The 26,608-nt window shown below is 49.5% G+C and carries 21 protein-coding genes and 1 riboswitch; of the genes, 13 read left to right on the plus strand and 8 right to left on the minus strand.

All coding sequences use genetic code 11. The annotated features are described in order from the left end of the window. Positions 1-53 precede the first annotated feature (53 nt). From VF724_RS08520 to pyc, 5 genes are all read left to right on the plus strand, one after another. Positions 54-1,844, plus strand: a complete 1,791-nt coding sequence (locus VF724_RS08520; protein ID WP_371753810.1) for a PAS domain-containing sensor histidine kinase — start codon at positions 54-56, stop codon at positions 1,842-1,844. A 121-nt stretch (positions 1,845-1,965) separates the two neighbouring features. Beyond that, entirely contained in the window at positions 1,966-2,193 is a 228-nt protein-coding gene (locus tag VF724_RS08525; protein WP_371753811.1) for a FeoA family protein, read from the plus strand. Continuing rightward, positions 2,190-4,199: a ferrous iron transport protein B gene (gene feoB / locus VF724_RS08530; protein WP_371753812.1), complete on the plus strand. Its 2,010-nt coding sequence runs from the start codon at positions 2,190-2,192 to the stop codon at positions 4,197-4,199. The genes VF724_RS08525 and feoB overlap by 4 nt, the downstream gene beginning before the upstream one ends. A gap of 197 nt (positions 4,200-4,396) precedes the next feature. Further along, positions 4,397-5,788, plus strand: coding sequence for a hypothetical protein (locus VF724_RS08535; RefSeq protein WP_371753813.1), 1,392 nt, complete (start codon positions 4,397-4,399; stop codon positions 5,786-5,788). Positions 5,789-5,922: 134 nt separating this feature from the next. Beyond that, positions 5,923-9,369, plus strand: a complete 3,447-nt coding sequence (gene pyc / locus VF724_RS08540) for a pyruvate carboxylase (RefSeq protein WP_371753852.1) — start codon at positions 5,923-5,925, stop codon at positions 9,367-9,369. A 117-nt stretch (positions 9,370-9,486) separates the two neighbouring features. Here pyc and VF724_RS08545 read toward each other — a convergent pair whose 3' ends face one another. Beyond that, complete coding sequence (locus VF724_RS08545) at positions 9,487-9,627, minus strand: hypothetical protein (protein WP_371753814.1); 141 nt, start codon at positions 9,625-9,627, stop codon at positions 9,487-9,489. Positions 9,628-9,712: 85 nt separating this feature from the next. Here VF724_RS08545 and VF724_RS08550 point away from each other — a divergent pair, with 85 nt between their 5' ends. Both VF724_RS08550 and VF724_RS08555 read left to right on the plus strand, forming a co-directional pair. Further along, positions 9,713-9,919 (plus strand): hypothetical protein, encoded by a 207-nt coding sequence (locus VF724_RS08550; protein WP_371753815.1) that lies wholly within the window; start codon positions 9,713-9,715, stop codon positions 9,917-9,919. Positions 9,920-10,066: 147 nt separating this feature from the next. Continuing rightward, positions 10,067-11,662, plus strand: coding sequence for an ABC-F family ATP-binding cassette domain-containing protein (locus VF724_RS08555; RefSeq protein WP_371753816.1), 1,596 nt, complete (start codon positions 10,067-10,069; stop codon positions 11,660-11,662). A gap of 62 nt (positions 11,663-11,724) precedes the next feature. On the opposite strand, the gene VF724_RS08560 is transcribed toward VF724_RS08555, so the two are convergent. Then, complete coding sequence (locus VF724_RS08560; RefSeq protein ID WP_371753817.1) at positions 11,725-13,731, minus strand: ABC-F family ATP-binding cassette domain-containing protein; 2,007 nt, start codon at positions 13,729-13,731, stop codon at positions 11,725-11,727. A 174-nt stretch (positions 13,732-13,905) separates the two neighbouring features. On the opposite strand from VF724_RS08560, the gene VF724_RS08565 reads away from it, so the two are divergent. Continuing rightward, a complete protein-coding gene (locus VF724_RS08565; protein WP_371753818.1) occupies positions 13,906-15,321 on the plus strand; it encodes a DEAD/DEAH box helicase in 1,416 nt (471 codons plus the stop codon). 225 nt (positions 15,322-15,546) lie between these two features. After that, positions 15,547-15,852 carry a cyclic-phosphate processing receiver domain-containing protein gene (locus VF724_RS08570; protein WP_371753819.1) on the plus strand — a complete coding sequence of 102 codons (306 nt, stop codon included), beginning with the start codon at positions 15,547-15,549 and terminating at the stop codon, positions 15,850-15,852. Here VF724_RS08570 and VF724_RS08575 read toward each other — a convergent pair. Further along, a complete protein-coding gene (locus tag VF724_RS08575) occupies positions 15,824-16,312 on the minus strand; it encodes a 2-thiouracil desulfurase family protein (RefSeq protein ID WP_371753820.1) in 489 nt (162 codons plus the stop codon). The two genes, VF724_RS08570 and VF724_RS08575, sit on opposite strands and share 29 nt — an antisense overlap. 164 nt (positions 16,313-16,476) lie before the next feature. Between VF724_RS08575 and VF724_RS08580 the strand changes: the two genes are divergently transcribed. Continuing rightward, positions 16,477-17,754: an MFS transporter gene (locus VF724_RS08580; protein WP_371753821.1), complete on the plus strand. Its 1,278-nt coding sequence runs from the start codon at positions 16,477-16,479 to the stop codon at positions 17,752-17,754. A gap of 7 nt (positions 17,755-17,761) precedes the next feature. Here the strand turns inward: VF724_RS08580 and VF724_RS08585 are convergent, their stop codons facing one another. Further along, positions 17,762-18,943, minus strand: coding sequence for an acyl-CoA dehydrogenase family protein (locus tag VF724_RS08585; protein WP_371753822.1), 1,182 nt, complete (start codon positions 18,941-18,943; stop codon positions 17,762-17,764). Between the two features lie 316 nt (positions 18,944-19,259). Between VF724_RS08585 and rpoN the strand changes: the two genes are divergently transcribed. Then, the gene (gene rpoN / locus VF724_RS08590) at positions 19,260-20,579 is read left to right on the plus strand and encodes an RNA polymerase factor sigma-54 (protein WP_371753823.1); all 1,320 of its coding nucleotides are present in this window, start codon (positions 19,260-19,262) and stop codon (positions 20,577-20,579) included. Positions 20,580-20,587: 8 nt separating this feature from the next. Here rpoN and VF724_RS08595 read toward each other — a convergent pair whose 3' ends face one another. Together VF724_RS08595 and pruA are read right to left on the minus strand one after the other, a co-directional pair. Beyond that, the gene (locus VF724_RS08595; RefSeq protein ID WP_371753824.1) at positions 20,588-21,499 is read right to left on the minus strand and encodes a proline dehydrogenase family protein; all 912 of its coding nucleotides are present in this window, start codon (positions 21,497-21,499) and stop codon (positions 20,588-20,590) included. Between the two features lie 19 nt (positions 21,500-21,518). Then, entirely contained in the window at positions 21,519-23,069 is a 1,551-nt protein-coding gene (gene pruA, locus VF724_RS08600) for an L-glutamate gamma-semialdehyde dehydrogenase (RefSeq protein ID WP_371753825.1), read from the minus strand. Between the two features lie 209 nt (positions 23,070-23,278). Here pruA and VF724_RS08605 point away from each other — a divergent pair, with 209 nt between their 5' ends. Continuing rightward, positions 23,279-23,545, plus strand: coding sequence for a hypothetical protein (locus tag VF724_RS08605; RefSeq protein WP_371753826.1), 267 nt, complete (start codon positions 23,279-23,281; stop codon positions 23,543-23,545). Between the two features lie 266 nt (positions 23,546-23,811). Here the strand turns inward: VF724_RS08605 and VF724_RS21620 are convergent, their stop codons facing one another. Further along, a complete protein-coding gene (locus VF724_RS21620; protein ID WP_503473103.1) occupies positions 23,812-24,051 on the minus strand; it encodes a helix-turn-helix domain-containing protein in 240 nt (79 codons plus the stop codon). Between the two features lie 74 nt (positions 24,052-24,125). Further along, positions 24,126-24,476, minus strand: a complete 351-nt coding sequence (locus VF724_RS08610) for a phage holin family protein (RefSeq protein WP_371753827.1) — start codon at positions 24,474-24,476, stop codon at positions 24,126-24,128. A 282-nt stretch (positions 24,477-24,758) separates the two neighbouring features. Then, positions 24,759-24,851, plus strand: a riboswitch (cyclic di-GMP riboswitch). A gap of 62 nt (positions 24,852-24,913) precedes the next feature. Here VF724_RS08610 and VF724_RS08615 point away from each other — a divergent pair. Continuing rightward, positions 24,914-26,560, plus strand: coding sequence for a GspE/PulE family protein (locus VF724_RS08615; RefSeq protein ID WP_371753828.1), 1,647 nt, complete (start codon positions 24,914-24,916; stop codon positions 26,558-26,560). Positions 26,561-26,608 lie beyond the last annotated feature (48 nt).

Consider the following 26,608-nt stretch of genomic DNA (forward strand, 5'->3'; position numbering starts at 1 on the left):
TAGGATATAATGTTGTTATCAGCAGCTCGATTATGGATGAATAGGGGTTTTACATGTTTAATTCGGTTGATAACTATCTCTCCTTGATCTTTAATACAGTTTCCGATTTGATCTTTCTGATGGAAGTGACCGAACCGGATCGGTTTGTGTGCGTTATGGTGAATCAGTCCTATATGGATGCGACGGGAATCCACAAAGACCAACTGATTGGAAAGGAAATTTCAGAGATTCTTCCGGAAAAGGAATGCGAGTTTGCTGTTCAAAAATATAAAGAAGCGATCCGCACCAAAAGCCCGATCAAGTACGAAGAGTTCGTAAAACTGCCGAAAAAAAAGCTGATTGTGGAAACAACGCTGACCCCTATATTTGATTCGGACGGAACGTGCCTTCATTTGTTAGGAGTTGCTCATGATATTACGGAACGCAAACAAACGGAAGACAACTATAAAAGATTAACCGCCATCGTTGAAGCTACCACTGATTTCGTGGCCACGTTTGATGCCGAAGGAAAGGTGCTGTACTACAACAAGTCGGCCAGAGGAATGTTGGGCCTTCATGAAGTTGAAGATATTTCAAGTCTTACCATTCTGAACACGCATTCGGAATGGGCCCGAAATCTCCTGATCAATGAAGGGATTCCAAAGGCAGAACAATGCGGCGCATGGGTTGGCGAAACCGCTCTGCAGTACCGCAGAAAGCGGGAAATCCCCGTTTCCCAAGTGATTATCGCCCATAAATCTTCGAGTGATGTCGTGGAATACTATTCAACCATCGCACGGGATATCAGCGACTTGAAATGTGCGGAGGAAAGACAGCGTTTGGCCTCGAAGGTATTTGAGAATATTTCTGAAGGTGTGATCGTTACCGATCCCGAAGGCTATGTATTGTCCGTAAATCCGGCGTTTACAGCCATTTCCGGTTACCAGGAAAACGATCTTTTAGGGACAATACCGAGTACTTTTGAATTTATGAAGGAAAACGAGGAAGACTATCAGCATATGCCATCCGCTCTGTTGGCGGAAGGGGGATGGCAAGGCGAAGTCAGCAGCAAGCGCAAAAACGGAGAGCTCTATTTAACTGAAGTTACCGTCAGTCCGGTTAGGGACAACGCAGAGAAAATATTGAATTATATTATCGTAATCAAGGATATCACAGAACGCAAAAAAACCGAGGAACTTCTCAAGAAATCGGACAGATTGACCGCGATCGGACAAATGGCGGCTGGATTGGCTCATGAAATCCGAAATCCGTTAACCGCCGTCCGCGGCTTCATCCAGTTGCTCCGGTCACAGCCGGAGAGAAGCCGTGAGTATGTTGATGTCGTTCTGTCCGAATTGGACAGGCTGAACTTCATTATCAGCGAATTGCTGGTGCTTGCCAAACCGCAGGCGGTTCAATTTAAGATCAGAGATCTCCGCCTTGTGCTGGAAAGTGTGGTTACATTGATGGAAACCCAAAGCATCATGAAAAACGTTCAGATTGTTACGCAGTTCGATAGCATGCTTCCGATGGTGAAGTGCGAGGAAAATCAACTCAAACAGGTGTTTATCAATATTTTGAAGAATGCAATCGAATCAATAACCAATGGCGGACACATCTCGGTGCTTTTGAAGCGGCATGACGCCGGACATGTAATGGTCAAATTCACAGACAGCGGCTGCGGGATCCCTGAGGATCAATTGATCAGAATCGGAGAGCCTTTCTACAGCACGAAAGACAAGGGAATGGGGTTGGGACTGATGGTCTGCAGCAAAATTATCAAAGAGCATCACGGGAGCATTCACATTACCAGCCGAAACGGCCACGGCACCACTGTCGATGTCATCCTTCCCGCGGAGATTTGATTGCTCCTTCGAGCTGTTTTATGAACAAACTGAAAAACCCTGAAGTTTCATATTTACAAATGGGTGCCGCTCCTCCTATAATGGATGATATTGATTATCAATTATCCGGAGGTCATGGTTCATGCTGCTTTCAAATTGCACAACTGGTGATGAACTGCGCATTATCGATCTATCCGGAGTAAATCATTTGACTCGCAAGCGCTTGCACGATTTGGGAGTGCATGAAGGGATGAAAATTCGTTGTCAAACCGGCATGCTGTTCGGGGGACCGCTCATTTTGTGGGCAGAGGAACAGAAGATCGGAATTCGTCGTAAAGATGCGGCAGGAATCGAGGTTGAACCATTATGATTCAAGTAGCGCTATTCGGAAATCCGAACACGGGAAAAACCTCGTTGTTTAATAAATTAACGGGCTCTTACGAGTATGTCGGAAACTGGAGCGGTGTTACCGTCGAAAAAAAAGTCGGAACCTTGCGAAGCCGGAAGGGAACATTGATCGATCTTCCGGGAATTTACAGCTTGAATCCTTTGTCTCTTGATGAAAGCGTTCCCGTTAATTTTTTGCTGGAGGAATCCTTTACATCAATCCTGAATATTGTCGATGCTTCCAAGCTGGCCAGAAATTTGCACTTGACGATACAGCTTTTGGAATACGGCCAACCGGTTGTGCTGGCTTTGAATATGACGGATGTCGCCCGAAGCCGCGGCTTTCATATCGATGAGAAAGCTCTCTCTGCTCAACTCGGCGTGCCTGTTTTTCCGATCGTGGCGCGCAAAGGGGAAGGCTGTGATGAATTAGGGGGATGGGTCGCGAGGGAAGACCGTTCCCGGCATCCTTCTCTTGTTATTGACTATGGAGTTGAACTGGAAGAAGCGATTCGGCAGCTAATTTCACGATTGCCGGCGATCGGGCGTCTGAATCCGAGATGGCTGGCTTTGCGTTTCTTCGAAGGAAATTCATCCGTTGTTAAGTTATTGGAAAAATATGTAGAACACGACTTTTTGCGGCGATTGATTCAAGACACGGAGCAGAACATTTTCGCCGCCAATCCGGCGAAATCATTGTCCCGGTACATTCATGACGTTCGTCAGGCGCATATTCAACGGATGATCGAACAAGCTGTTGTTATCGAAAAAAAAGCGGGAAGATTGCTTACAGATTCGATCGATGCCGTCGTGACCAATCGTTTTTTGGGCATTCCGGTTTTTTTGCTGGTTATGTTTTTGATTTTCAAATTCACGTTTGATTGGCTTGGATCCCCAGCGGTAGATGTGCTGGACGCTTTTTTTTCCGGTCGATTGACGGCGGTGCTTGAAAAGCTGCTTAACGCCATGGGAGCAGGGGCTTTCGTCAAGGATTTGATTCTGAATGGGATCGTAGCCGGAGTCGGCGGTATTGTTGTTTTTGTTCCGCAAATCATGATCCTGTTTTTTTTCATTTCATTTATTGAGGATTCGGGTTATATGGCCCGTGTGGCGGTGGTCATGGATCGGGCGATGCAAGCCGTCGGTCTGAACGGAAAAGCCTTTATTCCGATGATTATCGGTTTTGGCTGCAATGTTCCGGGAGTCATGGCGGCAAGGACGATCGAGCAGCACAAAGAACGCTTGCTGACCATTTTGCTGACTCCGCTGATGTCGTGTTCAGCCCGCCTTTCCATTTACAGCTTGTTTGTTGCGGCATTTTTCGCCGAGCATCAGGGGCTGATTGTTTTTTCGCTTTATATGCTGGGCATCCTTGTTGCCTTTATTGTTGCGAAGATTCTTTCCACGACCATGCTGAAAAACGAAAGTTCCATGTTTCTTGTCGAACTGCCGCCCTACCGGCTGCCTCAGCTTTCCATATTGCTTAGAAGCACCTGGGATAAAGGGAAAGGGTTTGTGAAAAAAGCGGGAACTTTGATTTTCGGCGGTTCGGTCATTATTTGGCTGCTGGCCAATACCGGTCCCGGGGGCTTCAATGTCGGCATTGATGAAAGCTTCCTCGCGCTGTTCGGCGGTATTCTCGCACCGCTTCTGACGCCGCTCGGATTTGGCACCTGGCAGGCCGGCTCCGCGTTTGTTTCGGGCTTTCTAGCCAAGGAAGCGGTAGTTTCAACCATGAATATTATTTATTTTGTCCCGGATACGAACTCTTTACGAGGCTTGATTACGGAATTTTTCAGCCCGCTTCAAGCATACAGCTTTTTGGTTTTCACATTGCTGTATATTCCATGCTTATCGACTGTCGCCGTGATCAGCAAAGAAAGCGGTTCGCGCCGATGGGCGGCGTTTTCCATCATATATTCTTTAGCTGCAGCTTATGCGGTCTCCTTGCTGATCTACCAGGGGGGACGTTTGTTGGGATTCCACTAAGGACGGGGGACTGCAAATGTTCATCAACGGCCTGATGGCTCTGCTTATATTCGGTTATGCAGGATGGACCTTGTATCGGTTTGTGAAAAAAAGCCGTCAAGGACAATGCGCAACCTGCTCAATTCAAAAAACCTGCCAAACCAAGTGCTCCGGAACTGCTTGCGGACCCTCATGCTTCGGAGTGAACATGCAGAGCCATGCGAGCAAAGATTAATCGATTTTCTGCTTATTTGATCCTCTTGTTTGTTGCCGCATACTATGTGAATTACTTTGTCAAGCTTCCGGCTTTGAACGGTTTCATGTCTTTCCTGGCGCTGCTGTTCCTATTAATATGCCTGCCCCGGTTACCGGGAAAGTCGCTGCTGTTCATGCTGGTCATCCTTTTTTTATCGTTTTCGGTTTCCTACTTCAACTCAAGCCCGACGATCCTGTGGGACGGCTTGAGACAATTGGAATCAATCATACCCATCATTGTCGTATCACCGGTAATCGGGTTTGTTTTTGCTTATCGCAAGCATTTCGCCAGCTTGCTGATCCTCACAGAAAAATGGATTACAAAAAAATGGAAATATTTTTTCGGGATTACCATCTTGTCTCATTTGATATGCTCACTCATGGTTCAAAGCGGAATCATCACCGTGTATCAGCTCATTAACAGCGGAACTGAACAGAAAGGACTTCACGCACCCAAAGAATTTCAGAGTACCGCCATTATTAGGGGATATACCTTAATGATGCTGTGGTCCGTCTTTTCACCGGGATTTGCCTATGCCAGCCAAAATCTCGGTGTGAATTTCGTTGAGATGATCATGCTTGGAATAGGCCTCGCTTTGATCGGGATCGTGATCAGCGTATTGATTTATTATTTTAAAAATCGCGACGAAGCCAATCAGCAAATCCAACCGGATGAAAAGGATGACAGCCAGCGGTTGCCTTTGCGCGAACACCGGAAGAGAGCTGCGGAGCTCGTCGTCCTGTTTGCATTGTTGATTCTGCTTATAGTGATCTTCGTGGAAGTCTTCGCCTTTCCGATTCTAACCGCTGTACCGATTGTCGTGCTGTTTACCGTCGTTTTGTATTTTGGCGTCTTCTCCGATATTCCGTTTTTCATTCGGAATCTGATGAGCTTTGTTCGCAATCAATTGTCCGGCAAATATAAAGAGTTGACTCTGCTGTTTGTAATGGGCGTTTTTATCACTGCGCTGGAAGATTCGGGTTTGGCCAAACGGTGGTTCGAGCTGTTTCTTTCCTTTGTCGGCACGTACCATTTAAACGTCTATATCTTTTTGGTTCTAATGGTTATTTTCATCGGCGCAATCGGCTTTCCGCCAATTCCGCTGCTCGTTATCATCGCCAATATCATCAGCACGATTCCGATCGGCAAATCCCCGGAATTATTCATGCCGTCCTTGCTGATCGGCACCACGATATCCTTGATGCTGTCTCCGGTTACGGTGCCACTGATGATCATGAGCAATTTGAACGGATTGTCTATGTTGCGCAACGGATTTGTATGGAATTATATGTTCGGTATTGTTTTTTTATTAGTATCGATTGCTTACATACTTTTATTGGAAATGCTGCTGTAAAGCCAGAAAATCAATCTTGTTTTTTTTGCAGAAAATACTCGCTAGAAGCGCAGCGAAAATGTTAAGATAAGGGAAGCCAATTTAGATAAAAATAATAATAGTCGCTAAGTGGAGGGAAAGCATTGTCGAATAAGATCAAGCCATTTAACAGAATACTTGTTGCCAACCGCGGCGAAATTGCCACTCGCATTTTTCGTGCCTGTAACGAATTGAATATCCGCACGGTGGCGATCTATTCGGAACAGGACAGCACAGCACTCCACCGCTTTAAAGCGGATGAGTCCTATTTGGTTGGTAAGGGCAAAGGACCGATTGAAGCGTATTTGGATATCGAAGGGATACTTGAACTGGCGAAGCGGTATGAAGTGGATGCGATTCATCCGGGATACGGCTTTCTAGCGGAAAACGACGAGTTTGCGAAGCGCTGCGAAGAAGAGGGGATCGTCTTTATCGGTCCCGCTTGGGAACAAATCCGGATGTTCGGAGACAAGGTGTCTGCCCGCCAGGCTGCAGTTGCCGCCGGAATTCCCGTCATTCCGGGAACGCCCGAGCCGGTAAGCTCGCTGGAGGAAGCGATGATTTTCGCCAAAAACCACGGGTACCCGATTATTATAAAAGCTGCCGCCGGCGGCGGAGGCAGGGGGATGCGGATCGTCCGCAAGGCGGAGGAGCTGCAGAGCGCTTTGGAACGGGCGCGATCGGAAGCCAAGTCGGCTTTCGGGAACGGTGCCGTGTATTTGGAAAAATATTTGGAAAAGCCCAAGCATATTGAGGTACAGGTTCTGGGCGACCGTTACGGCAATGCCGTTCATTTGTTTGAGCGGGACTGCTCGATTCAGCGCCGCCATCAGAAAGTGGTGGAGATTGCACCCAGCTTGACACTGGATGAAGAGCTTCGCAATGCCATCTGTATGTCCGCCCTGCAGTTGACCCAATCCGTCGGATATTTTAATGCGGGAACGGTGGAGTTTCTGGTAACTCCGGACAACAGCTACTATTTTATCGAGGTCAATCCCCGCATTCAAGTCGAGCATACGATTACAGAGCTTATTACGGGAATCGACATTGTGCAGTCACAGATTCGAATTGCCGAAGGCTATGCTTTGACGGATCCGGAAGTGGATATTCCCGCGCAGCAGGAAATCCGCACTTCGGGATTTGCCATCCAATGCCGGGTGACCACGGAGGATCCGGAGAACGATTTCCTTCCCGAGACCGGGAAAATCACCCATTATCGTTCTGCAGGAGGATTCGGCGTCCGCCTGGATGCAGGAAACGCCTATTCCGGGGCCAACATTACCCCGCATTACGACTCTCTGCTCGTCAAGGTATGCACACATGCCCACACGTTTGCCAAAGCCTCTACCAAAATGTCGAGGGCTTTGAAGGAATTCCGGATTCGCGGGGTCAAAACGAACATCCCTTTTCTAGAAAATGTAGTCCAGCATGAAAAGTTCTTGAATGGCGAATACGACACTTCCTTTATCGATACTCACCCCGAACTGTTTGAGTTTCCGCAGCGAAGGGACCGGGGTACGAAAATCTTGTCCTATATCGCGCAAACGGTTGTCAACGGCCATCCGGGCATTCCAAAGCTGGACAGCCGTCCAGAGTTACCGGAGCCGAGGATACCTCAGGTTTCTGCATCGGTTCCCCATCCTCCGGGTACGAAACAGATTTTGGATGCTCATGGACCTGAAGGATTGGTTCAATGGATTCGCGATCAGAAGAAGCTGCTGATCACGGATACGACCTTCCGCGATGCCCACCAGTCGCTTTTGGCTACGAGACTGCGGTCGTATGACATGCTGCAGATTGCCGAGCAAACCGGCAAATTAGCCTCCGGATTGTTTTCTCTCGAAATGTGGGGAGGCGCTACCTTCGATACGTCAATGCGCTTCATGAATGAAGATCCCTGGCAGAGGCTGTCTGCACTCCGTGAGAAAATTCCGAATGTGCTGTTCCAGATGCTGTTCCGCGGCTCGAATGCAGTCGGCTATGCCAATTACCCGGACAATGTGATCAAGGAATTCATCCGCCACTCAGCCGAAACGGGAATTGACGTGTTCCGCATTTTCGACAGTCTGAACAATCCTGACGGCATGTTCCTGGCGATCGAGGCGGTTCGGGAAACCGGAAAAATTGCGGAAGCGGCGATTTGCTACACCGGTGATATTCTGGATCCGTTGAGAGATAAGTATTCCCTGCAATATTATGTGAAGCTGGCCAAGCAGCTGGAACAGGCAGGCGCGCATATTCTTGCGATCAAGGATATGTCCAATCTGCTGAAGCCGTATGCGGGATATGAATTGGTCAAGGCATTGAAAGCGGAGATAGGCATTCCGATTCATTTGCATACGCATGATACAAGCGGCAATGGAGGGGCGCTGCTCCTTAAAGCGGTTGAGGCGGGCGTCGATATCGTGGATGCGGCGCTGAGCTCGATGTCCGGCATGACCTCACAGCCGAGCTTGAACGCATTGATCTACGCTCTCCAGCGGCAGGAGCGCGATACGGAGCTGGATCCGCTCCCATTCCAGAAGCTGTCCGATTATTGGGAGGATGTCCGCCGTTACTATGCGCCGTTTGAATCGGGTTTGCGATCCACCAATGCGGAAATCTACCGCCATGAAATGCCGGGCGGTCAGTACAGCAACCTGCAGCAGCAGGCTAAATCGGTTGGACTGGAAAGTCGCTGGGAAGAGGTCAAAGAAATGTATTCAACCGTCAACCGGATGTTCGGAGACATCGTGAAGGTAACTCCCTCCTCCAAGGTGGTCGGCGATATGGCCTTGTTCATGGTCCAGAACAATTTGACCGAGCAGGATGTATACGAAAGAGGGGACAGCCTGTCCTTTCCGGAATCGGTCGTTCAGATGTTCCAGGGCTATTTGGGGCAGCCCCCGGGAGGCTTTCCGGAACGCCTGCGCGACATTATCCTGAAGGGCCGCGAATTCTTCACGAGACGTCCCGGTGAATTCCTTGCGCCCGCCGATTTTGATGCGATTCGTGTGAAGCTGGATGAGGAATTCGAATATCCCGTCAATGATCTTGAAGTCATGTCGTACATCATGTACCCTGAGGTGTTTCGGAACATGAAGAAACGCGTGGAGGAATTCAGCGATCTATCCGTACTGGATACGCCGACATTCTTCCATGGGCTGGACCTCGGGCAGGAAGTGCTGGTGGAAATCGAAAAGGGCAAGACGCTCATTATCAAGCTCGTATCGGTGGGAGAAGTGCAGCCCGACGGCATGAGAACGATCTATTTTGAGCTGAACGGACAGCCACGCGAAGTCACCGTACGGGATGTTTCCGCTAAAGTGCTGGTGGAGCAGCGAAGAAAGGCGGATCCGGAAAACCCGTCTCATCTCGGCGCATCCATGCCGGGCAAGGTGCTGAAGGTAATGGTCAAAGCGGGCGATGAGGTGAAAAAAGGAACCCCGCTGATGGTGACCGAAGCGATGAAAATGGAAATGACCATTCAGTCCCCTTACGACGGGATCATAAAAGAAATCTTTACAAAAGACAACGATGCGATACAAGCCGGTGATTTGTTGTTGATTATTGAGGCAATCTAGCGCTGGAAGCTAAATAATCGGACCACGATAGGGAATGTGGGGCAAGGTCGAAGGATGGGCAATCCTCCCTTTATTTCGAGTCTGTCAGGCAAGCGGAGCTGCGGGAAGCCTGCAGAATCATTGGAATCCGTGGAATCTCATTTTTTGGATCATCGGGATAAAACGCTTGAATTTATCGATCCGCAGAGCTTGCAGCAGCGGATCGCTGAACTCATTCAACAGGTCGAGCCTGACGTGATGCTGACGTTTCGCGAACAATGGGAGGCATCCCGATCATTGTGCCATAGGAAAAGCGGCGACCGCCGCTTTTCATTTCTTTATTGAGCATTCGCTGCAGGCGAATATGAGCCGTTCCCCATGGTATCTCTATTTCATCTCGTTTGGCCAACAGATGAAAACATCATATGCATCGGACGGAATCGCAAGCGAGCAGGTGACGCGTATCGATATCAGCGGCAGTCTTTCTCGGAAAATGCTGGCTTTTCGTGCCCACCGCTCGCAAACCGAGTGCTTGGAATGGCTCTGGGGAAGCGATGAGGGAAGAAAGTAACGATTTGCATTTGCTTCAGGTTATCACTATTTGATCGTTTTTTTGTCAGAATGGCACGTTTCCTTTGCTTTTTACTTGATATTTGCGGACGGTCTGATAAGATAAAACTCGTATGGCCAGTATATGATAAAGGCGGTAATCGAACTAATGATAAGTACAGAACGTGTGACATTGCGTTACGGAAGCAGGGCGCTTTTTGAGGATGTCAATATTAAATTCACCGAGGGAAATTGCTATGGTTTGATCGGGGCGAACGGCGCCGGGAAGTCAACCTTTCTTAAAATACTATCCGGGGAAATCGAGCCAACCGCCGGACATGTGCATATCACCCCAGGTGAAAGACTGGCTGTTTTAAAACAGAACCATTTTGAATACGATGAATATCCCGTGCTGGAAACAGTGATCATGGGGCATGAAAAGCTCTATTCGATCATGAAAGAAAAAGAACAGATTTACGCCAAACCGGATTTCTCCGATGAGGACGGAATGCGTGCCGCCGAATTGGAAGGCGAGTTTGCGGAATTGAACGGCTGGGAAGCGGAATCCGAGGCTTCCAGTTTATTGATCGGACTCGGGATCGGCAAACCGCTTCATGAATTGAAAATGAGCGAGCTTCCGGGAACCGATAAGGTTCGTGTCCTGCTGGCCCAAGCGCTGTTCGGCAATCCGAACATTCTGCTGTTGGACGAACCCACAAACCATCTGGATTTGGCGTCGATCAGCTGGCTGGAAAATTTTCTTTCCAAATTTGAGGGGACCGTCATCGTCGTTTCCCATGACCGCCACTTTTTAAATCAGGTATGTACGCATATCGCCGATATCGACTTCGGCAAAATCCAGTTGTATGTCGGCAACTATGACTTCTGGTATGAATCCAGCCAGTTGGCCTTGACGCTGCAAAGAGAATCGAATAAGCGAGTCGAAGAAAAGCGCAAGGAATTGGAAGAATTCATTCGCAGATTCAGCGCGAACGCCTCCAAATCCAAGCAGGCGACTTCCCGTAAAAAGCTGCTGGAGAAGCTGACCCTGGAAGATATCCGACCGTCCAACCGCAAATATCCGTTCATTCATTTTAAGTCGGAACGAGAGGCCGGCAAGCAGATCTTGTCCATCCTGCAATTGAGCAAAAAGTCGGAAGATGAAACGATTCTGAACCGTTTCACATTGACCGTCAACAAGGGAGATAAAATCGCTTTTGTCGGACCGTACGGAATCGCGGCGACGACGCTGTTTCAGATTCTGATGGGCGAGGAGAAAGCGGATGAAGGGAGCTTCTCCTGGGGAGTCACGACAACACAAGCCTATTTTCCCAAGGATAATTCAAGCTACTTTCAAAGTGATTTGAATTTGATCGATTGGCTTCGCCAATATTCCAAGGATCAGGACGAATCCTTTATCCGCGGATTCTTGGGAAGAATGCTGTTCTCCGGCGAAGAAGCTTTGAAGAAAGCGAATGTGTTGTCGGGAGGTGAGCGGGTTCGCTGCATGCTGGCCAAAATGATGCTGACCGCTCCGAATGTGCTAATCCTGGATGAACCGACCAACCATTTGGATCTCGAGTCGATCACGGCATTGAATAACGGTTTGATGCAGTTTGACGGCACCATCCTGTTCACTTCGCATGACCACCAATTCGTGCAGACGGTTGCCAATCGGATCGTTGAAATCACTCCGGACGTGTTTACGGACAGACTCTGCACGTTCGATGAATATCTGGAAGGTGCGGAACAAAGGAGAGCATGAGGAAAGCTTCGGATAGCTCCTCGCCTTCCAGACGAGGCTGACGGAATAGCGGAATAATCGGCTTAGAAATCTATTATAAAACAGAATTCACCTCTGCCCGGCAGAGGTGAATTCTGTTTCAGGTTAAATTCTTCGTGATGTTTACCTGCTCTTTTTTGCCGTTCGATTTCCTCCGCCAGCTCATTCAAATAGGTCCAGCGTTCAATCAGCTCCTCCAGCCGCTGCTCCAAGCTTTGCTGGGTTTTCGCCAATTCCTGAAGACGTTCGAAATCGCTTCCCGCAGCATCGATCGCATGCGACGTTTCCTCGAGCTCTTTTTCCGCATCGGCAATCCATTGATCGATTTGCTCGTAATCCCGCTGCTCTTGAAATGAAAATTTCAGCTGTCGGATTCTATGGTTTTCCGGAGCGGAATCTTTGGCCTTTTCCTTCTGCTTGGCTTCTCCATCGGCTTGCTCGGAATTCATTTCCGTCTGCGTGCGAAAATTCCGGTAATCCGTATAGTTTCCGGTATGATGCTGAATTATGCCGCCGCCTTCGAACGATAAAATCGTTTCCGCAATACGGTCCAAAAAATATCTGTCGTGGGATACGGCGATCACCGCGCCTGGAAATTCGTCGATGTATTCCTCGAGGATCGTTAATGTCTGAATATCCAAATCGTTCGTCGGTTCATCGAGCAGAAGGACATTGGGCGAACTCATCAGGATCCTGAGCAAAAACAAGCGGCGTTTTTCACCGCCGGACAATTTGTGGATGACCGACCACTGCGAATCCGGAGGGAACATGAACTTTTCGAGCATTTGCGAAGCGCTGATCAAGGCTCCGTCTGCCGTTCTAATGTTTTCAGCCGCTTCCTTGATATATTCAATGACCCTGAGCGAAGGGTTCAACTCATCGCTTTCCTGAGAGAAAAATCCGATTTTGACGGTGGGACCTGTCTCGATCACGCCATCATCAGGAGACAATTGTCCGGCAATCAGCTTCAACAGCGTCGATTTGCCGCTGCCGTTCGGGCCGATGATGCCGATGCGGTCGTTCTTCTGCACAATGCGGCTGAAATCCTTGATCAGGCTCCGATCTGCAAACGTTTTGCAGACGTCCTGCAGCTGAATGACCTTCTTGCCCAGCCTGCTGCCGGCCAACGCCATATCAAGCTCATTGTCGAAGGAATCCGGCTTGGACTGCTGGAGCTGCTCGAATCGGTCAATGCGCGCTTTTTGTTTGGTCGTCCGAGCCTTGGCCCCGCGGCGGATCCACTCCAGCTCGCGCCTAAGCAGATTTTGCCGTTTAAGCTCCGAGGCTTTCTCCTGCTCAAGCCTTTCCGCCTTCTTTTCCAGGAAATGGCTGTAGTTCCCGCCATAGCTGTAGAGCTTTCCTTGGTCGAGCTCAATAATCCGGTTGGCGGCGCGGTCCAGGAAATAGCGGTCATGCGTAATCATGAGCAGCGAGGTGCCGCTTCTTTTTAAATGCTGTTCGATCCAATCTACAGCTTGGGTATCGAGATGGTTGGTCGGTTCGTCCAGAATCAGCAGATCCGCCGGGTTGATGAATACGCTTGCCAGCAGCACCCGCTTGCGTTGTCCCCCGGAAAGCTGTTCCATCCTCATGCCGTATTCCTCAATCCCGAGTTTTGAAAGGATTTTCTTAGCCTCGGCTTCCAGCTGCCACGCGTTGGCGGCGTCCATCCGGGCGCTCAATTCGATGAGCCGCTGCTGCGGATTGTTCTCCTTTATCCCGTCATGCATCATTTGCATCGCGGTTTCGTATTCGAGCAGCAGCTGCATGATCGGTGATTGGCCTTTAAAGATTTGCTGGAGCACAGTTGCATCAGGATCATAGGGAGGATTTTGGGGCAAGTACTGTATGGTTAAGCCGTTGGCTGAGCTCACGCTTCCCGCGTCCGGCTGCTCGACGCCGGCAATCAGCTTGAGAAATGTCGATTTGCCCGTACCGTTGATGCCGATCAGACCGACGCGGTCTCCCTGATCCATGTAAAAGGAGATGCCGTCCAGCAATCGTTTCATGCCAAAGCTCTTGGATAGGTTGTCTGCAGCGATGATATTCATGAGTGTTCGATACTCCTGTCCTATACTTTGATGTCATTAAGCATAGCACATTTCGCAGTTGGATAGGATGGATTTATTCTAGGAAAACTGTTATACTATCACGAAAATTCATTTGCCATGAAAATGGCATGGGATGTCTGAGTGAATATTGCGATTAGAAAAGGCGGGGACTTGATGAACGATGCATTTCATGCTTTAGGCATCCGGCCGGAATTGACCGATGCTCTGCGTAAACACGGAGTAACCTTGCCTACCCCGGTTCAGGCCAAATCTATTCCTTATCTGTTGTCCGGACGGGATGTATTTGTGCAGTCCCAGACGGGTACAGGCAAAACGGCGGCTTTTGTGCTGCCGATTCTGCAAAACATCGATGCTCGGGAGCAGGCCGTTCAGGCGCTCATTATCACCCCGACACGGGAGTTGGCCATTCAGATAACTGAGGAAATCAAGAAATTGGCTCCGGCCGTCGGTTCAACGGTGCTGGCCGTCTACGGGGGACAGGATGTGGAAGGCCAAATCCGCAAATTAAAAGGAGCGACCCATATTGTGGTCGCCACTCCGGGCAGATTGCTCGATCATTTAAGAAGAGACACGATACAGCTGTCAAGGGTCGCCCGGCTTGTCATTGATGAGGCCGATCAAATGCTGGATATGGGTTTTCTCCCCGAGGTGGAGGAGATTCTCCGGCAAACTCCGGCCAGCCGGCAAACGATGCTGTTCTCAGCGACCCTCCCGGACTCCGTTCGGCGATTGGCCAAGCAATACTTGGGTGAGCCGGCGGATATCCGCATTCAGGGCAGCCAAATCACCTTGGAAGGGATCAAGCAGTTTGTGATCGAAACCACCGATCGAGCCAAGCAGCAAGCGCTGATTCACAGGATCGAGCAGGATCGGCCCTTTCTCGCCGTGGTTTTCTGCCGCACCAAAATTCGCGCCAAAAAGCTGACGGAAGCGCTGCTTGCCCATGGGATGAACGTGGATGAGCTGCATGGAGATCTCTCCCAGGCCAAACGCGAATTGGTGATGAAACGGTTCCGCTCGGCGGATCTACAAATTCTTGTCGCTACCGATGTGGCTGCGCGCGGCCTCGATGTCGAAGGCATCACGCATGTGTATAATTACGATATCCCGCTTGACGCTGAGAGTTACATTCACCGGACCGGCCGAACGGGAAGAGCGGGGAAAAAGGGTACGGCTGTCACCTTTGTTGCACCGAAGGACCGCAGCTATCTTCAGCGGATTGAGCAGGGGATCGGAACCGCTCTGGAGCGGCGAAGCGCTGACCTGCCCGGATTGGCGCCAAGCGGCTGGAGAGAGCCGGATGCAGATGGACCGAAGCGTGCCGGCAAGACGGACGTGAAGAAGGATGGGCGCGGTCGAAGAGCGCAAGCTCGTACCGGACAGCGTGCGGATTCGCGGCAGCAGCGGAAGGGTGATGAAAGGAGCTCGCGCCGTAATGAAAACAGCAAGCAAGGCAGAGGCGGCAAAAATAGATCTATCACATGTAAAGGCAACAAAAACAGCGGCAGCAGCGGCAGGGCTGGTGCAAGAAACGGAAATCTTGGCGCGAGAGGCAGAAGAGGGCGTTAGTCAATCAAATCGCTGTGGTTAGACAAGCGAATATCCATGATAGACGTCCAATGTCATTTTCATGTCACCAGCGGATAATGAAAATGGAGCGCGATGCGTCCTCGAAGAATTACAATGAATTGATTTTTAGAGGAAATGAATTTTCAAGATAAACGCGGTTTCTTCGCGACTGAATCGAACATATTCTGACATAACGAATGTTTGATCTGAAAGGAGAAGCCCGTCATGAATGTCTTTCTCGATGACACCCGGCCGCAGCCGGAAGGCTATGTTGGGGTCAAGACGACAAAGCAAGCGATTGAGGCATTAAGAAAGCATTCCATTCAAATTTTATCGCTGGATTACGATCTGGGCCGCGGGATGCCGAAAGGAATTGAGGTGGTGCGGTTCATGGTGAGGCACAGCAAATATCCAAACCATATTATTCTGCATACTGCCAATCCAATCGGCCGCAGACGGATGTATGACTTGCTGATGGCACACAAGCCGGACCGCGTGAAGGTTACGATTCATCCGCTCCCGTGGATTTAAACAAGCTGTTCAGTTCATGAAAATTATTTTCCGAATAGACCTTAATGCCGTGACGGCGAAGGAGAGCCGCCGTGACTCCGAAGCCCGGCTGTTTTTGCTTGGAGAATGAGCCGTTGTAGATCAACGTACTGCCGCAGGAAGGGCTGGATTCCTTTAAGATCGCATATGCGGCGCCTACGGCTTGAGCGGTTTTCAAGGTCTGTTCGGCTCCCCTGATAAATTGTCGAGTAACATCTTCTCCCAACGAATTGATCACCTTCGCGCGTCCGTCCAGGACGTCGGCTCCGTTGCCGCCTACAATTTCTGCGGGATGACGAGGGGTAGGAAGTCCGCCCAATTGTTCCGGACACACCAAGACCGCCTTTCCCGCCCGCAGCAATTCGGCCAATTCATCGATGTAATTGTCCTTCCCGTCAAAGCGCGTGGCCAAACCCGCCAGACAAGCACTGATGACAATCATCATGTCCCCCCTTTGTTAATATTGCGAAATTATGTTGACGCTTACAAAACAATATTCCCCACAAAGACGAATGTATGTATAATGATTGTAGGATGTACGCTGCACTAATCATAACGGTTTAATTCGAAATTATCAATTTGCTTGCATCATACGGGAGGTCCATGGTGAACAAAGGTCTATTTAAACAAGAGCATGCGGAAGGATCGAAATTTTATTACGGTTATGTCATCGTCTTTTTATCGTTTCTGGTCTTGTTCGCATCCATGGGGATCCGGGGAACGTTTGGAACTTTTGTGACTCCATGGGAAACGACATTCGGAGCAAGCCGGCTTACGGTCAGCTTCGTTTCCTTTACCAGTTTGGTCATTTTTGGCATTAGCATTGTGGCTGCAGGAAGGTTGTCGGATCGGTGGGGACCGCGCAAGGTGCTGTCGCTGGGGCTTTTCATTCTGGGAATTTGTATGGCGGCTTCTTTCTTTGCGAAGACGATATGGCATTTAGCGATCCTGTATGGGGTATTGGCTTCCGTAGGCTTCGGATTCACCTCCAACGTGACGGTATCGGTCGCGATTGTCAGATGGTTCAAGCAAAAGCAGGGACTGATGATCAGCATCATTGTTTTGGGAATGGCCGGGGGTCCGACATTATTTGCCCCGATGAATATTTATCTGATTGATTGGATCGGCTGGCGCTGGATGTTTGTGATATACGGCGCGATTTATGCGCTGATTCTTACCCCGTTGTATTTCTTCCTGTACAAAGACCGGCCCGCAGCCGCTCCGGCTGCGGAACCGCCGGTTCAGGAGCGGGCAAAGAAGTCCGCCAAAACAACCGGAGTACGGCCGGCGTCGATACTTAGGCAGCCTGTAACCTGGATGCTCGTTATTCCGTATGTGATCTGCGGTTTTACCGATATCGGATTGATTCAGACGCATCTGGTTCCGTTAGGAGAAGACCGTCATTTTTCGAATACGACGATGGCTGATGTGATGCTGGTATATGGAGTGCTAAATATTATCGGAACGGTGGGGGTCGGTTATTTGACCGATCTGATGAGCAGCAAGAAGATTCTTTTTATGTTATACAGCCTTCGAGTCGTAGGCTTGCTGATTTTGAGCTTTACGAACGATTCGGTTTGGTTGTTCATATTTGCTGCGATGTACGGCCTTACGGATATCGCGACGATAGCTCCGTTTACGATGCTTTGCAGCAAAATATACGGTGTGGAGCGAATGGGATCGGCATTCGGTTTCATCAGCTTTTTTCATCAGTTCGGAGCCGCGGCGGGGTCTTTGGTTCCCGGAATCCTGTTTGGAATTTCCCATAATTACGCGTCCACGCTTTGGTTGAGCACCGGACTGCTGGTCTTTAATTCAATTATGATACTCTCAGTAAATGAATCAAGAACAACAAAAGCCGCCGTATCCGTGAACAGTGCTTGATATTCTCTTATTCCACAGACTCCAAGGCTTCTTTGGCCATGATCTGAAGCGTGACGTCATCCATCGGCGGATTGTGCAGTCCCGCGCGGACATCACGGTAATAGCGTTCCAGAGGATTAGCCTTCAACAGGCTTTGTCCGCCGACGATGCGCATGGCTGAATCAACGATTTGCAGCGCGGAATTGGTCGCCACATATTTGGCTGCGGCCAATTTCCCCTGCATTTTGGAACGCTGTTCCGGATGTTTGTCCCATCGCTCGGCGACTTGATACAGAACGGTTCTTGCCGTGAATAATTCCGTCTCCATTCTTCCGATTCGTTCGCGCACGCCGGGTAGCTCGGAAATGGGCTTTTGCAGGCTGTTGGGATGATAATTTTTGGCGAAGCGTACGGCGAAATTTCTTGCTGCGGCGGCAATGCCGAGATAGGTGGCCGGAATATGCAGCAGCCATCCGCTTCCATCCTTGGCTTTTTGCTCAGTTCTGGACGTAAACCTCCGGACAAGCGCGTCTTTGGGAAGCCTGACCTGCTTCAGCAGCAAGTCGTGGCTGCCTGTGGCGCGCATGCCGAGGCTGTTCCAGGTTTCCACAATCTCCAAACCGGGAGTCCCACCGGGAACAAGAAATTCGCCGGTGTCTTCCTCGCCTTCAATCGAAGCCGTAACGATGATATGCGTCAATATCGGACTAAGCGTGCTCCAAGTCTTATGTCCGCTTAATTCCCAACCGTCGGTGTTCATCCGCGCCGTCGTCTCCGGCCGTCCGCCTCTGCTCGGGCTTCCTGTGGCCGGTTCCGTGGCGCAGCTGTTGATCAATGCGCCATGCTGGAGCACATTTTCGCATAATTGCCTAAATTGACGCTCATCCCAAACCCGTGCGTCTCTTAAGTTCATGATCATGCCCAAATGCCAGCCGAGTCCGAGCGCCGTCGATCCGTCTCCCTGGGCTAGGACGTCCAGCAGCAAGAGCATGTCATACAATGAGATCCCTTGCCCGCCGTATTGCTTAGGCACGGTCAGCGCCGTAATTCCGGCATTTCGCAAATCCTGAAAATTCTCAAACGGAAATGAACCCTCCCGGTCATGTTTTTCCGCACGTTCGGCGAATTTGGAAGCCAGGTCGGCGGCTTTCTTTAGTAAGCTTTGCTGACGCGAATCGATGATGAAGTCATCCAAAGAATTAGCAATCATACTGTTTTATCCTCCACGTTGATATAAATAGTTTTTGGCAGAAGTGAATTTTCAGGATGGATAGATTTTTTTAATAGTTTATGATATATTAACGATATGTTTATGGGATATATATGTTATGGTTTATTACATAAAAATGATATGTTTAGCGTGTATATTCCACATTCCTCATATTACCTTTTGATTTTTGAATAATCAATATGAACTGTCCTTCCATGGCTTTTTTCAAGGCATTTTGCCCAAAAGCGGATAGAATATCGTATAATGTTCATAAGATGGTAAGCAGATTCGAAAAATCCATCAGAGGAGGATATTCATGAATGTCGAGTTCCGTCTTGATCAGCTGCAGAGCCAGAAGCTTTTGATGACACCCGAATTGCAGCAGTCCATTCAGGTCCTTCAATACTCTGCTGACGAACTGTTTTCATTCTTGCAGGAGCAGGCCAACGAAAATCCGATCATCGAAATCGACTGGCCGTTCTTTGATGCCAATCGGAAGCGCAAGACGAAAGGCTCTAATCATAACGATGAAAATATGGATTTGATCGCAAATTTGTCCGGCCAAGCCGATACTTTGGAAGAAAGAATCATGAACCAGCTGCGTTTAATCGATTATACACCTGAACTTTTTAAAGCGGTTTCATTTTTTGCGGGCAATTTGGATGATTCGGGCTATTTGACGATCAGCTTGTCCGAAGCTGAGCAATATCTTCATCTTCCCGCACCAACCATCGAAAGGGCGCTGCATATTCTGCAATCGTTCGATCCCCCCGGAATCGGCGCCCGGGATTTGCGGGAATGCTTGATGCTGCAGATTGCGAGAGATCCCAATGCTCCTGATATGGCGGAACAGATCGTGCAGGAACATTTGGATCAGCTGGCCAAGGGGAAATTTGACAAGATTGCCAAGGACACCGGCATTTCCAAAGAAGAAGTCATTTCCATCCTTGAGTATATTCGAACGCTCAATCCGAAGCCTTACGCTTCCTACGGTTCCGTGTCGGAGGGACCGTTGATCGTCGACGCCCGAATCGTTCTTCACCCTGTCAGCCGCCAGTTGCTGATCATCACCGACAAATCGCTTCCGAAGATTACCGTAAGCATGGATTTACGTTCAACCTGCAAATCCGGGGACGGGGATCAGTTTCATGACATCCTGCAAGAAAAAATAAAATCCGCGAATTGGCTGATCCGCAGCATCGAGCACCGCAGCATCACGCTGCAAAAAGTGATCCGGGCGATCGTGGATGAGCAGTATGAATTTTTCACGAATGAATCGGCGGGGTTGAAGCCGCTCGGCCTGAAGGTTATATCCGAAAAGCTCGGGTTGCATGAATCCACAATCAGCCGGGCCGTAAGAAATAAATATATCGATACGCCCAAGGGCATATTTGAATTGAGATTCTTTTTCTCGAATGCGATTTCGACATCGGAAGGCCAGCAAGTCTCTTCAAGGATCGTTAAAACCAGAATTCGCGAATTGATTGAAGCGGAAAAAAGGACAAAGCCCTTATCCGATCAAAAAATTGCAGATTTGCTGGAGAAGGAAGGGATTCCAATCTCCCGCAGGACGGTCGCGAAATACCGGGAGGAAGAACGGATTCTGCCTTCGTCCTTGCGAAAAATCCAGTCCTGACGGCGAGATCACTTGAGAAAAAGACCCCTGAAGGCGAAGGCCGCATTTTGAGGGCGCTCGGCCAGGCGGCGCATGAAATATCCGAACCAGTCGCGTCCGAAGGGGACGTAGATGCGCATTGTGTATCCTTCCCCGGCTATTGCCTGCTGCAGCTCCGTACGGAATCCGTACAGCATTTGAAACTCGAATTGGCTTCGGGGAATCTGATGCTGCTTGACCAAATCCTTGACTGCGGCAATGATCCTGTGGTCATGGGTGGCGATGGCCGTATGGCTGCCGCTCGACATGTGCTGCCGGATCAGGTTTAAATAGTTCTTGTCAATCTGCATTTTTTGCTGGTAGGCTATCTCCGGGGATTCCTTGTAGGCGCCTTTGACAAGACGGAGCGGTACGCCCTTCAGCTCTTTAACATCCTGCATCGAACGGAAAAGGTAAGCTTGAATGACCGTTCCGACATTGTCGTATTCCCGGCGCAGCTCCCTTAACAAATCGAGGGTCGGCTGGCAGTGCGGGGAATCCTCCATATCGACCCTCACAAAAATGCCGTGCTGTTTGGCGGTTTCCACAATTTTTTGCAAATGAGCCCTGCATAATTCCCGATCGATATCCAGCCCGAGTGAAGTCAGCTTCAATGAAAGGTTGGAATTCACCCCGGATTCGGCGATTGCTTTAATTGTGTTGATGCAGGTATTGAATCTGTCAGTAGCCTCCTGGGGATGCATCACAAATTCACCGAGCGGGTCCAATGTGCATACAAGCCCTTTTGCATTCAGCTCTTTCACCTTGGCGACGGCATGGGCAATCGTTGTGCCGGCTACGATCTGTGCGGCTCCGAAACGGAGCCCCCACTTTTTTGCGGCTGCATTCAGCATCCGATTTCTGGAAAGATAGAGAAACAAGCTGTTCCATAGCGGTTCCATCCCGGATTCCTCCCTGATTTTACAGCACTTCGGATGTCAGCTTTGCTTGCGTGAAAAGCATCAGGTAATCGGGCCCGCCCGCTTTGGAATCGGTTCCCGACATATTGAATCCGCCGAAGGGATGCACGCCGACAATGGCCCCCGTGCATTTGCGATTGAAGTACAGGTTTCCCACGTGAAATTCGCGGCGCGCTTGTTCGATGTGTGCGCGGTTGCGGGTAAACACGGAGCCGGTCAATCCGTATTCGGTATTGTTGGCCGCTTCAATGGCGTGATCGAAGCTTCGGGCCTTTGTGAATGCGACTACAGGTCCGAAGATTTCTTCCTGCATGATCCGCGCTTTCGGACTTACGCCGGCAAAAATCGTCGGCCGAATATAAAAGCCGTTTCCTTCGGCTGCGCTTCCGCCGACGGCCAGCGTCCCTTCTGATTTCCCGATTTCGATGTAATCCATAATCTTCCGGTACGCCTGCTTATCGATAACCGGCCCCGTGTAGTTCGAAGCGTCCCGAACGTCGCCGACCTTAAGGTTATTCGTGATTTTCGCGCACCGGTTCAACACCTCGTCATAGACGTCCTGATGAACGATCGCTCTGGAGCAGGCCGAGCATTTTTGACCGGAATACCCGAAAGCGGACTGGACGATATTGAGCGCAGCCGATTCGAGATCGGCGTCCCGATCGACAATGATCGAATCTTTGCCGCCCATCTCGGCGATCACCCGTTTCATCCAGATTTGACCGGCAGCCGGTTTGGCCGCCAACTCGTTAATGCGCAAGCCCACCTCGCGGGAGCCGGTAAAAGCGACAAAACGGGTTAAGGGGTGCTCGACAAGATAATCTCCAATTTCACTGCCGCTTCCCGGGAGGTAATTGACTACACCGGCGGGGATTCCGGCTTCCTCGAGAATTTCCATAAATTTATAAGCGACCACCGGAGTGGCGCTGGCCGGCTTTAGCACCACCGTGTTTCCGGATACGATGGAGGCGGCCGTCATTCCAACGAGGATCGCGAGAGGGAAGTTCCACGGAGGGATGACCACACCGACGCCAAGCGGAATATAATCCAATTGATTGTCTTCGCCTGTAAGCGCAACGAGTGTACGCTGTCCGCGCTGCGCCAATTCGATGATCTGCCTGCCGTAATATTCCATGAAATCGATCGCTTCGGCTGTATCCGCGTCGGCTTCGGCGCGGCTTTTGCCGGCTTCCAGCAGCAGCCAGGCGGACAGGTCGTGCTTACGGCGGCGGAGAATGGCTGCGGCCTTGAATAAATAGCCGGCTCTTTGTTCGGCGGGGACTCGCGACCAAGCGCCAAAAGCTTGGAAGGCCGCCTGCATCGCTTGCTCGGCTGCTTCACGATCGGCTTTTGCTGTTTTTCCGATGATTTCTTGGCTTTGCGACGGATTCAGCGAAATGATTTGCTTCCCGGTCATGATGCGCTTGCCGCCGATGACAAGCGGATAATCTTTACCCAACTCGCCGGAAGCCCGCTGCAGGGCCTCTTCAAATTGCCTCGCATGCATGGTTTCGCGAAAATCCGTAAACGGCTCGGGTCGGTAAGTGATCATAGTTCAACCTCCAGTGATCAAGGGAATAGTCAAACAAACAGGGATGACCCCGTTTTTACGTTTGTATATGTATATTCCGGGTTGCCTGCAGGAGGTACGAAATGAGGAGAAAAACCGGGGAGCGGCGGGGGACTGGCAGTTTATATGAAAATTTGTGTTTGGAATCCGAAAAAAAATGATAAGATAAAATAAAAAAAGGATGATTTACAATGAATCTCACTATTTTGCATGCGGAAATGAGCTACAGCAAAGAGGACAAGTATGTCGGCAAGGTCGATTTTCAGTTGGACAACCACAAGCAGGCATATGAGATGAGCTTGTACAGCAAGGATCGTAAAGATTGGATGTACAGCCTGCATTTTTTGAATGCATCCGGAAGTGAAGAAGAAATTTCCAAAGTAGAAGAACTAATCGAACAGAATGATGACTTCTTTGATCAACTGCTGGAGGCCGCAGTCAACACTTTGGAACAATAATCCGCTAGGAGTCTGTCCGACGAAAGCAAGATCGTGAATATTTATTCAATTTAATCGTTATTTTCGGAAAAGGGATGGCAATGCACCGCTGTTAAAACCAGGAGTATGATTAGATTTTTGCGGTTAATTCCCGGTTTTAAAGACGTACAAGTTTTCGCAGAAAACTGCTTCGGGAGCATAAGCTTAAACTTTTCGTGCTCATTGCCTTATTCCTTCATACACCATTTGAATAAAAATTCACGAAAATCAATCCGTCGGACAGACTCCTAGTAGAACGAACCCCGCACCAGAGCTTTGTCAATGCAGCGGTTGGTTTTAGGGACGGTCGCCCCGAGAGCCTTTGCGATCTTAGGAATACTCAAACCATCGGCATAGTGCAGGATCATTCGTGCACGTTCAACACGACGGAATTCTTCTGTTCTGGATTGGCTGATCCGTTGAAGAAATTGACGATCCTCCGATGACAAAACCAAGGGTTGTTTTGTGGATTTAAACGATAGAATCACACTCCATTTAAGGTTATTAATTCCATTATGCCACAACAACAGAAATAGTGATAATATTTGTAGAACGTTATACTCTAGTTGCCGCCTTTTTCGATCAATGTATACAGAATCCAGCTGGCGATGCTGGTCACCAATGATCCGAGCAGCGCTCCGGAAAGCCCGTAGACCTCGAAGCCGGGGACAATCGCAGCCGTTAACGCATAGGTGACGGCGTTGATGATGAACAAAAACAGCCCGAAGGTCAAAACGGTAATCGGCAGTGTAAGCACAATCAATATAGGCCTTACGAAGGCATTGACCAATCCGAGAATGAGCGCGGACCAGAAGGCTGCGGCAATGCCGTGGATCGCCACACTGCTCAGCATGAGGTCCGCCACCAGAAGGGAAATGGCCGTGACGACGATGCGCAAAATCCATTTTTCCATGGCGCTCTCCTTTATATTCGATCTTCGGAATTCGAACTGAATCGGTCGCAATAGGCCGGTAATATGTATATATGCATACCCCGACTATTATATCATCAATCGATCCTTCCTCGGGACCTTTGAATCTAATATTCCCAATTTTTTTCTGGATATCTGTATCTCTTAACCTATTTAAACAGTCATTAGGTTCTATTTATTTGAAGAATCGCAATCCAGTATAATTAAGCTACACAATTTATACATAATTCGTCACAAATCAGCGGAAATTCGACCAGCCCAGTTTAAGATAAAAGGCAAACCCTGACGAAAGCAGGGGACGCAAAGCCATGGGTCTAAACCATTGTTGCACGATGGCAGGACAGCCGGGTTGCTCGGTGAACTCGGCTTTTTTACGTCCAAATATATGACAAGAGAATTCGGTCCAAAAGGAGGAACTTATGCGGATTGGCGAACTTCTGATCATGAACGGCCTGATAACGGAAGAGCAGCTCGCACAAGCGCTTCGACAGCAGGAGCATACGCCCAAAAAGATCGGTGAAATTTTGGCGGAAAACGGCATCATTACTGAGCGGCAGTTGGCGGAAGCATTGGAATTTCAATTGGGAGTTCCGGTTGTCCAGCTGAATGAAACTGTTTTTGATCGGAGTACGCTTCAACTCGTTCACGAATCACTTGCGCGCAAGCACAGGATCATTCCGATCCATCACAAACACGGAAAAATCAAAGTGGCCATGGTCGATCCTCTCAATGAAGAAGCAATTAAAGAGATTCAAATGGCTACGGGAATGAGTGTGCAGCCGATGCTGACGACCCGTCTCGAAATGGAGCAAGCGCTCACGGTTCATTACGGTCTCTCGGTAGCTGCCGGAATGTTGTCCGGAATGATTGAATCCGCCGTTCAGCAAATGGCCAGCAGCATTCATCTCGACTGGCAGGAAGAGAGGCTGACTGTCAGATACCGAATCGAGAGCGTGCTTCAGATGCAGCAGGATATACCGAAACCGCTGCAGGAGGCGTTCGTGGAACGGATCAAATATGCTGCAGGATTGAGCGCTTCGGAGGAAAAACTGCCTCAAGAAGGCCGTTTTCAACATCAGATCGAGCAGAAGGATTTTGAAATCGTTGTCTCCACACTGCCGGCCGTTTATGGTGAAAGCTTGACTCTCCGGATTAAGGAGAAATCTCAAAAGCTGCTGGAGTTGTCGGAACTGGGCTTGAGTGAATCCAATTTGCAGGCTGTTACAGACGCCATCCGCCAGCCAAAGGGAATGATCCTGATCTCCGGCCCCTCGGGAAGCGGACAAACCTCATTGCTGTATTCGCTGCTTATGCAGATGAAAAAAGAAGAGCACAAAATTATTACCGTCGAAAGTCCGATCGAATACCGTCTGCCCGGAATTATTCAGGTTGAAGTGAATGATCGAATCGGATTGTCCTTTTCGCAGGGACTTCGGGCGGTGCTGCGTCAGGATCCGGATATCGTCATAGCCGGAGAATTGGACGCGGAGACGCTGCAAATGGCCGCTGCAGCTTCCCGGGAGGATGTTCTTTTCCTGGGTTCGATCCGGACAGCAGGTGCAATCGAAGCGATCCGGGAGATTATGAACATGGGAGTTGATCGGCAGATGATTGCTTCTTCCCTTTCCTATGTGATCTCTCAACGGTTGGTGCCCCGCGTCTGCGGTCAATGCGCCCAAACGATGCCTGCTTCGGATGAGGAATTGAAGCATTTCGAAAGTCACGGTCTGTTAAAGGCGGATGATTCCAAATCGTCCGGCAAAACAATGATCGGAAATTTCCGTTCGTTTATGGCAGCGCAAATCAGCGGAAAAGCAACAGTTAACCGGGGAAACGGCTGCAGGTTATGCAATCAAACCGGCTACCGCGGATTTGTCGGAATTCACGACGTCATCAAAATAGACGATTCGTTGCGCGAGTTCCTTGCACAGAACCGTACAGCTGATGAAATCGCGCAATATCTGAATGAAAAGGGTCATAAATCCATGCTGGTCGACGGTTTGCTCAAAGCCCGGGAAGGGATGACCACGGTGGAGCAGGTGCTTCAAACCATACATTCAATGTGAAACAAAATGGCAGGGGATCTCTGCTGCGAAAAAGCACAAGGGGGATGA

This window comes from Ferviditalea candida (assembly GCF_035282765.1).
In the GTDB taxonomy this organism is placed as follows: domain Bacteria; phylum Bacillota; class Bacilli; order Paenibacillales; family KCTC-25726; genus Ferviditalea; species Ferviditalea candida.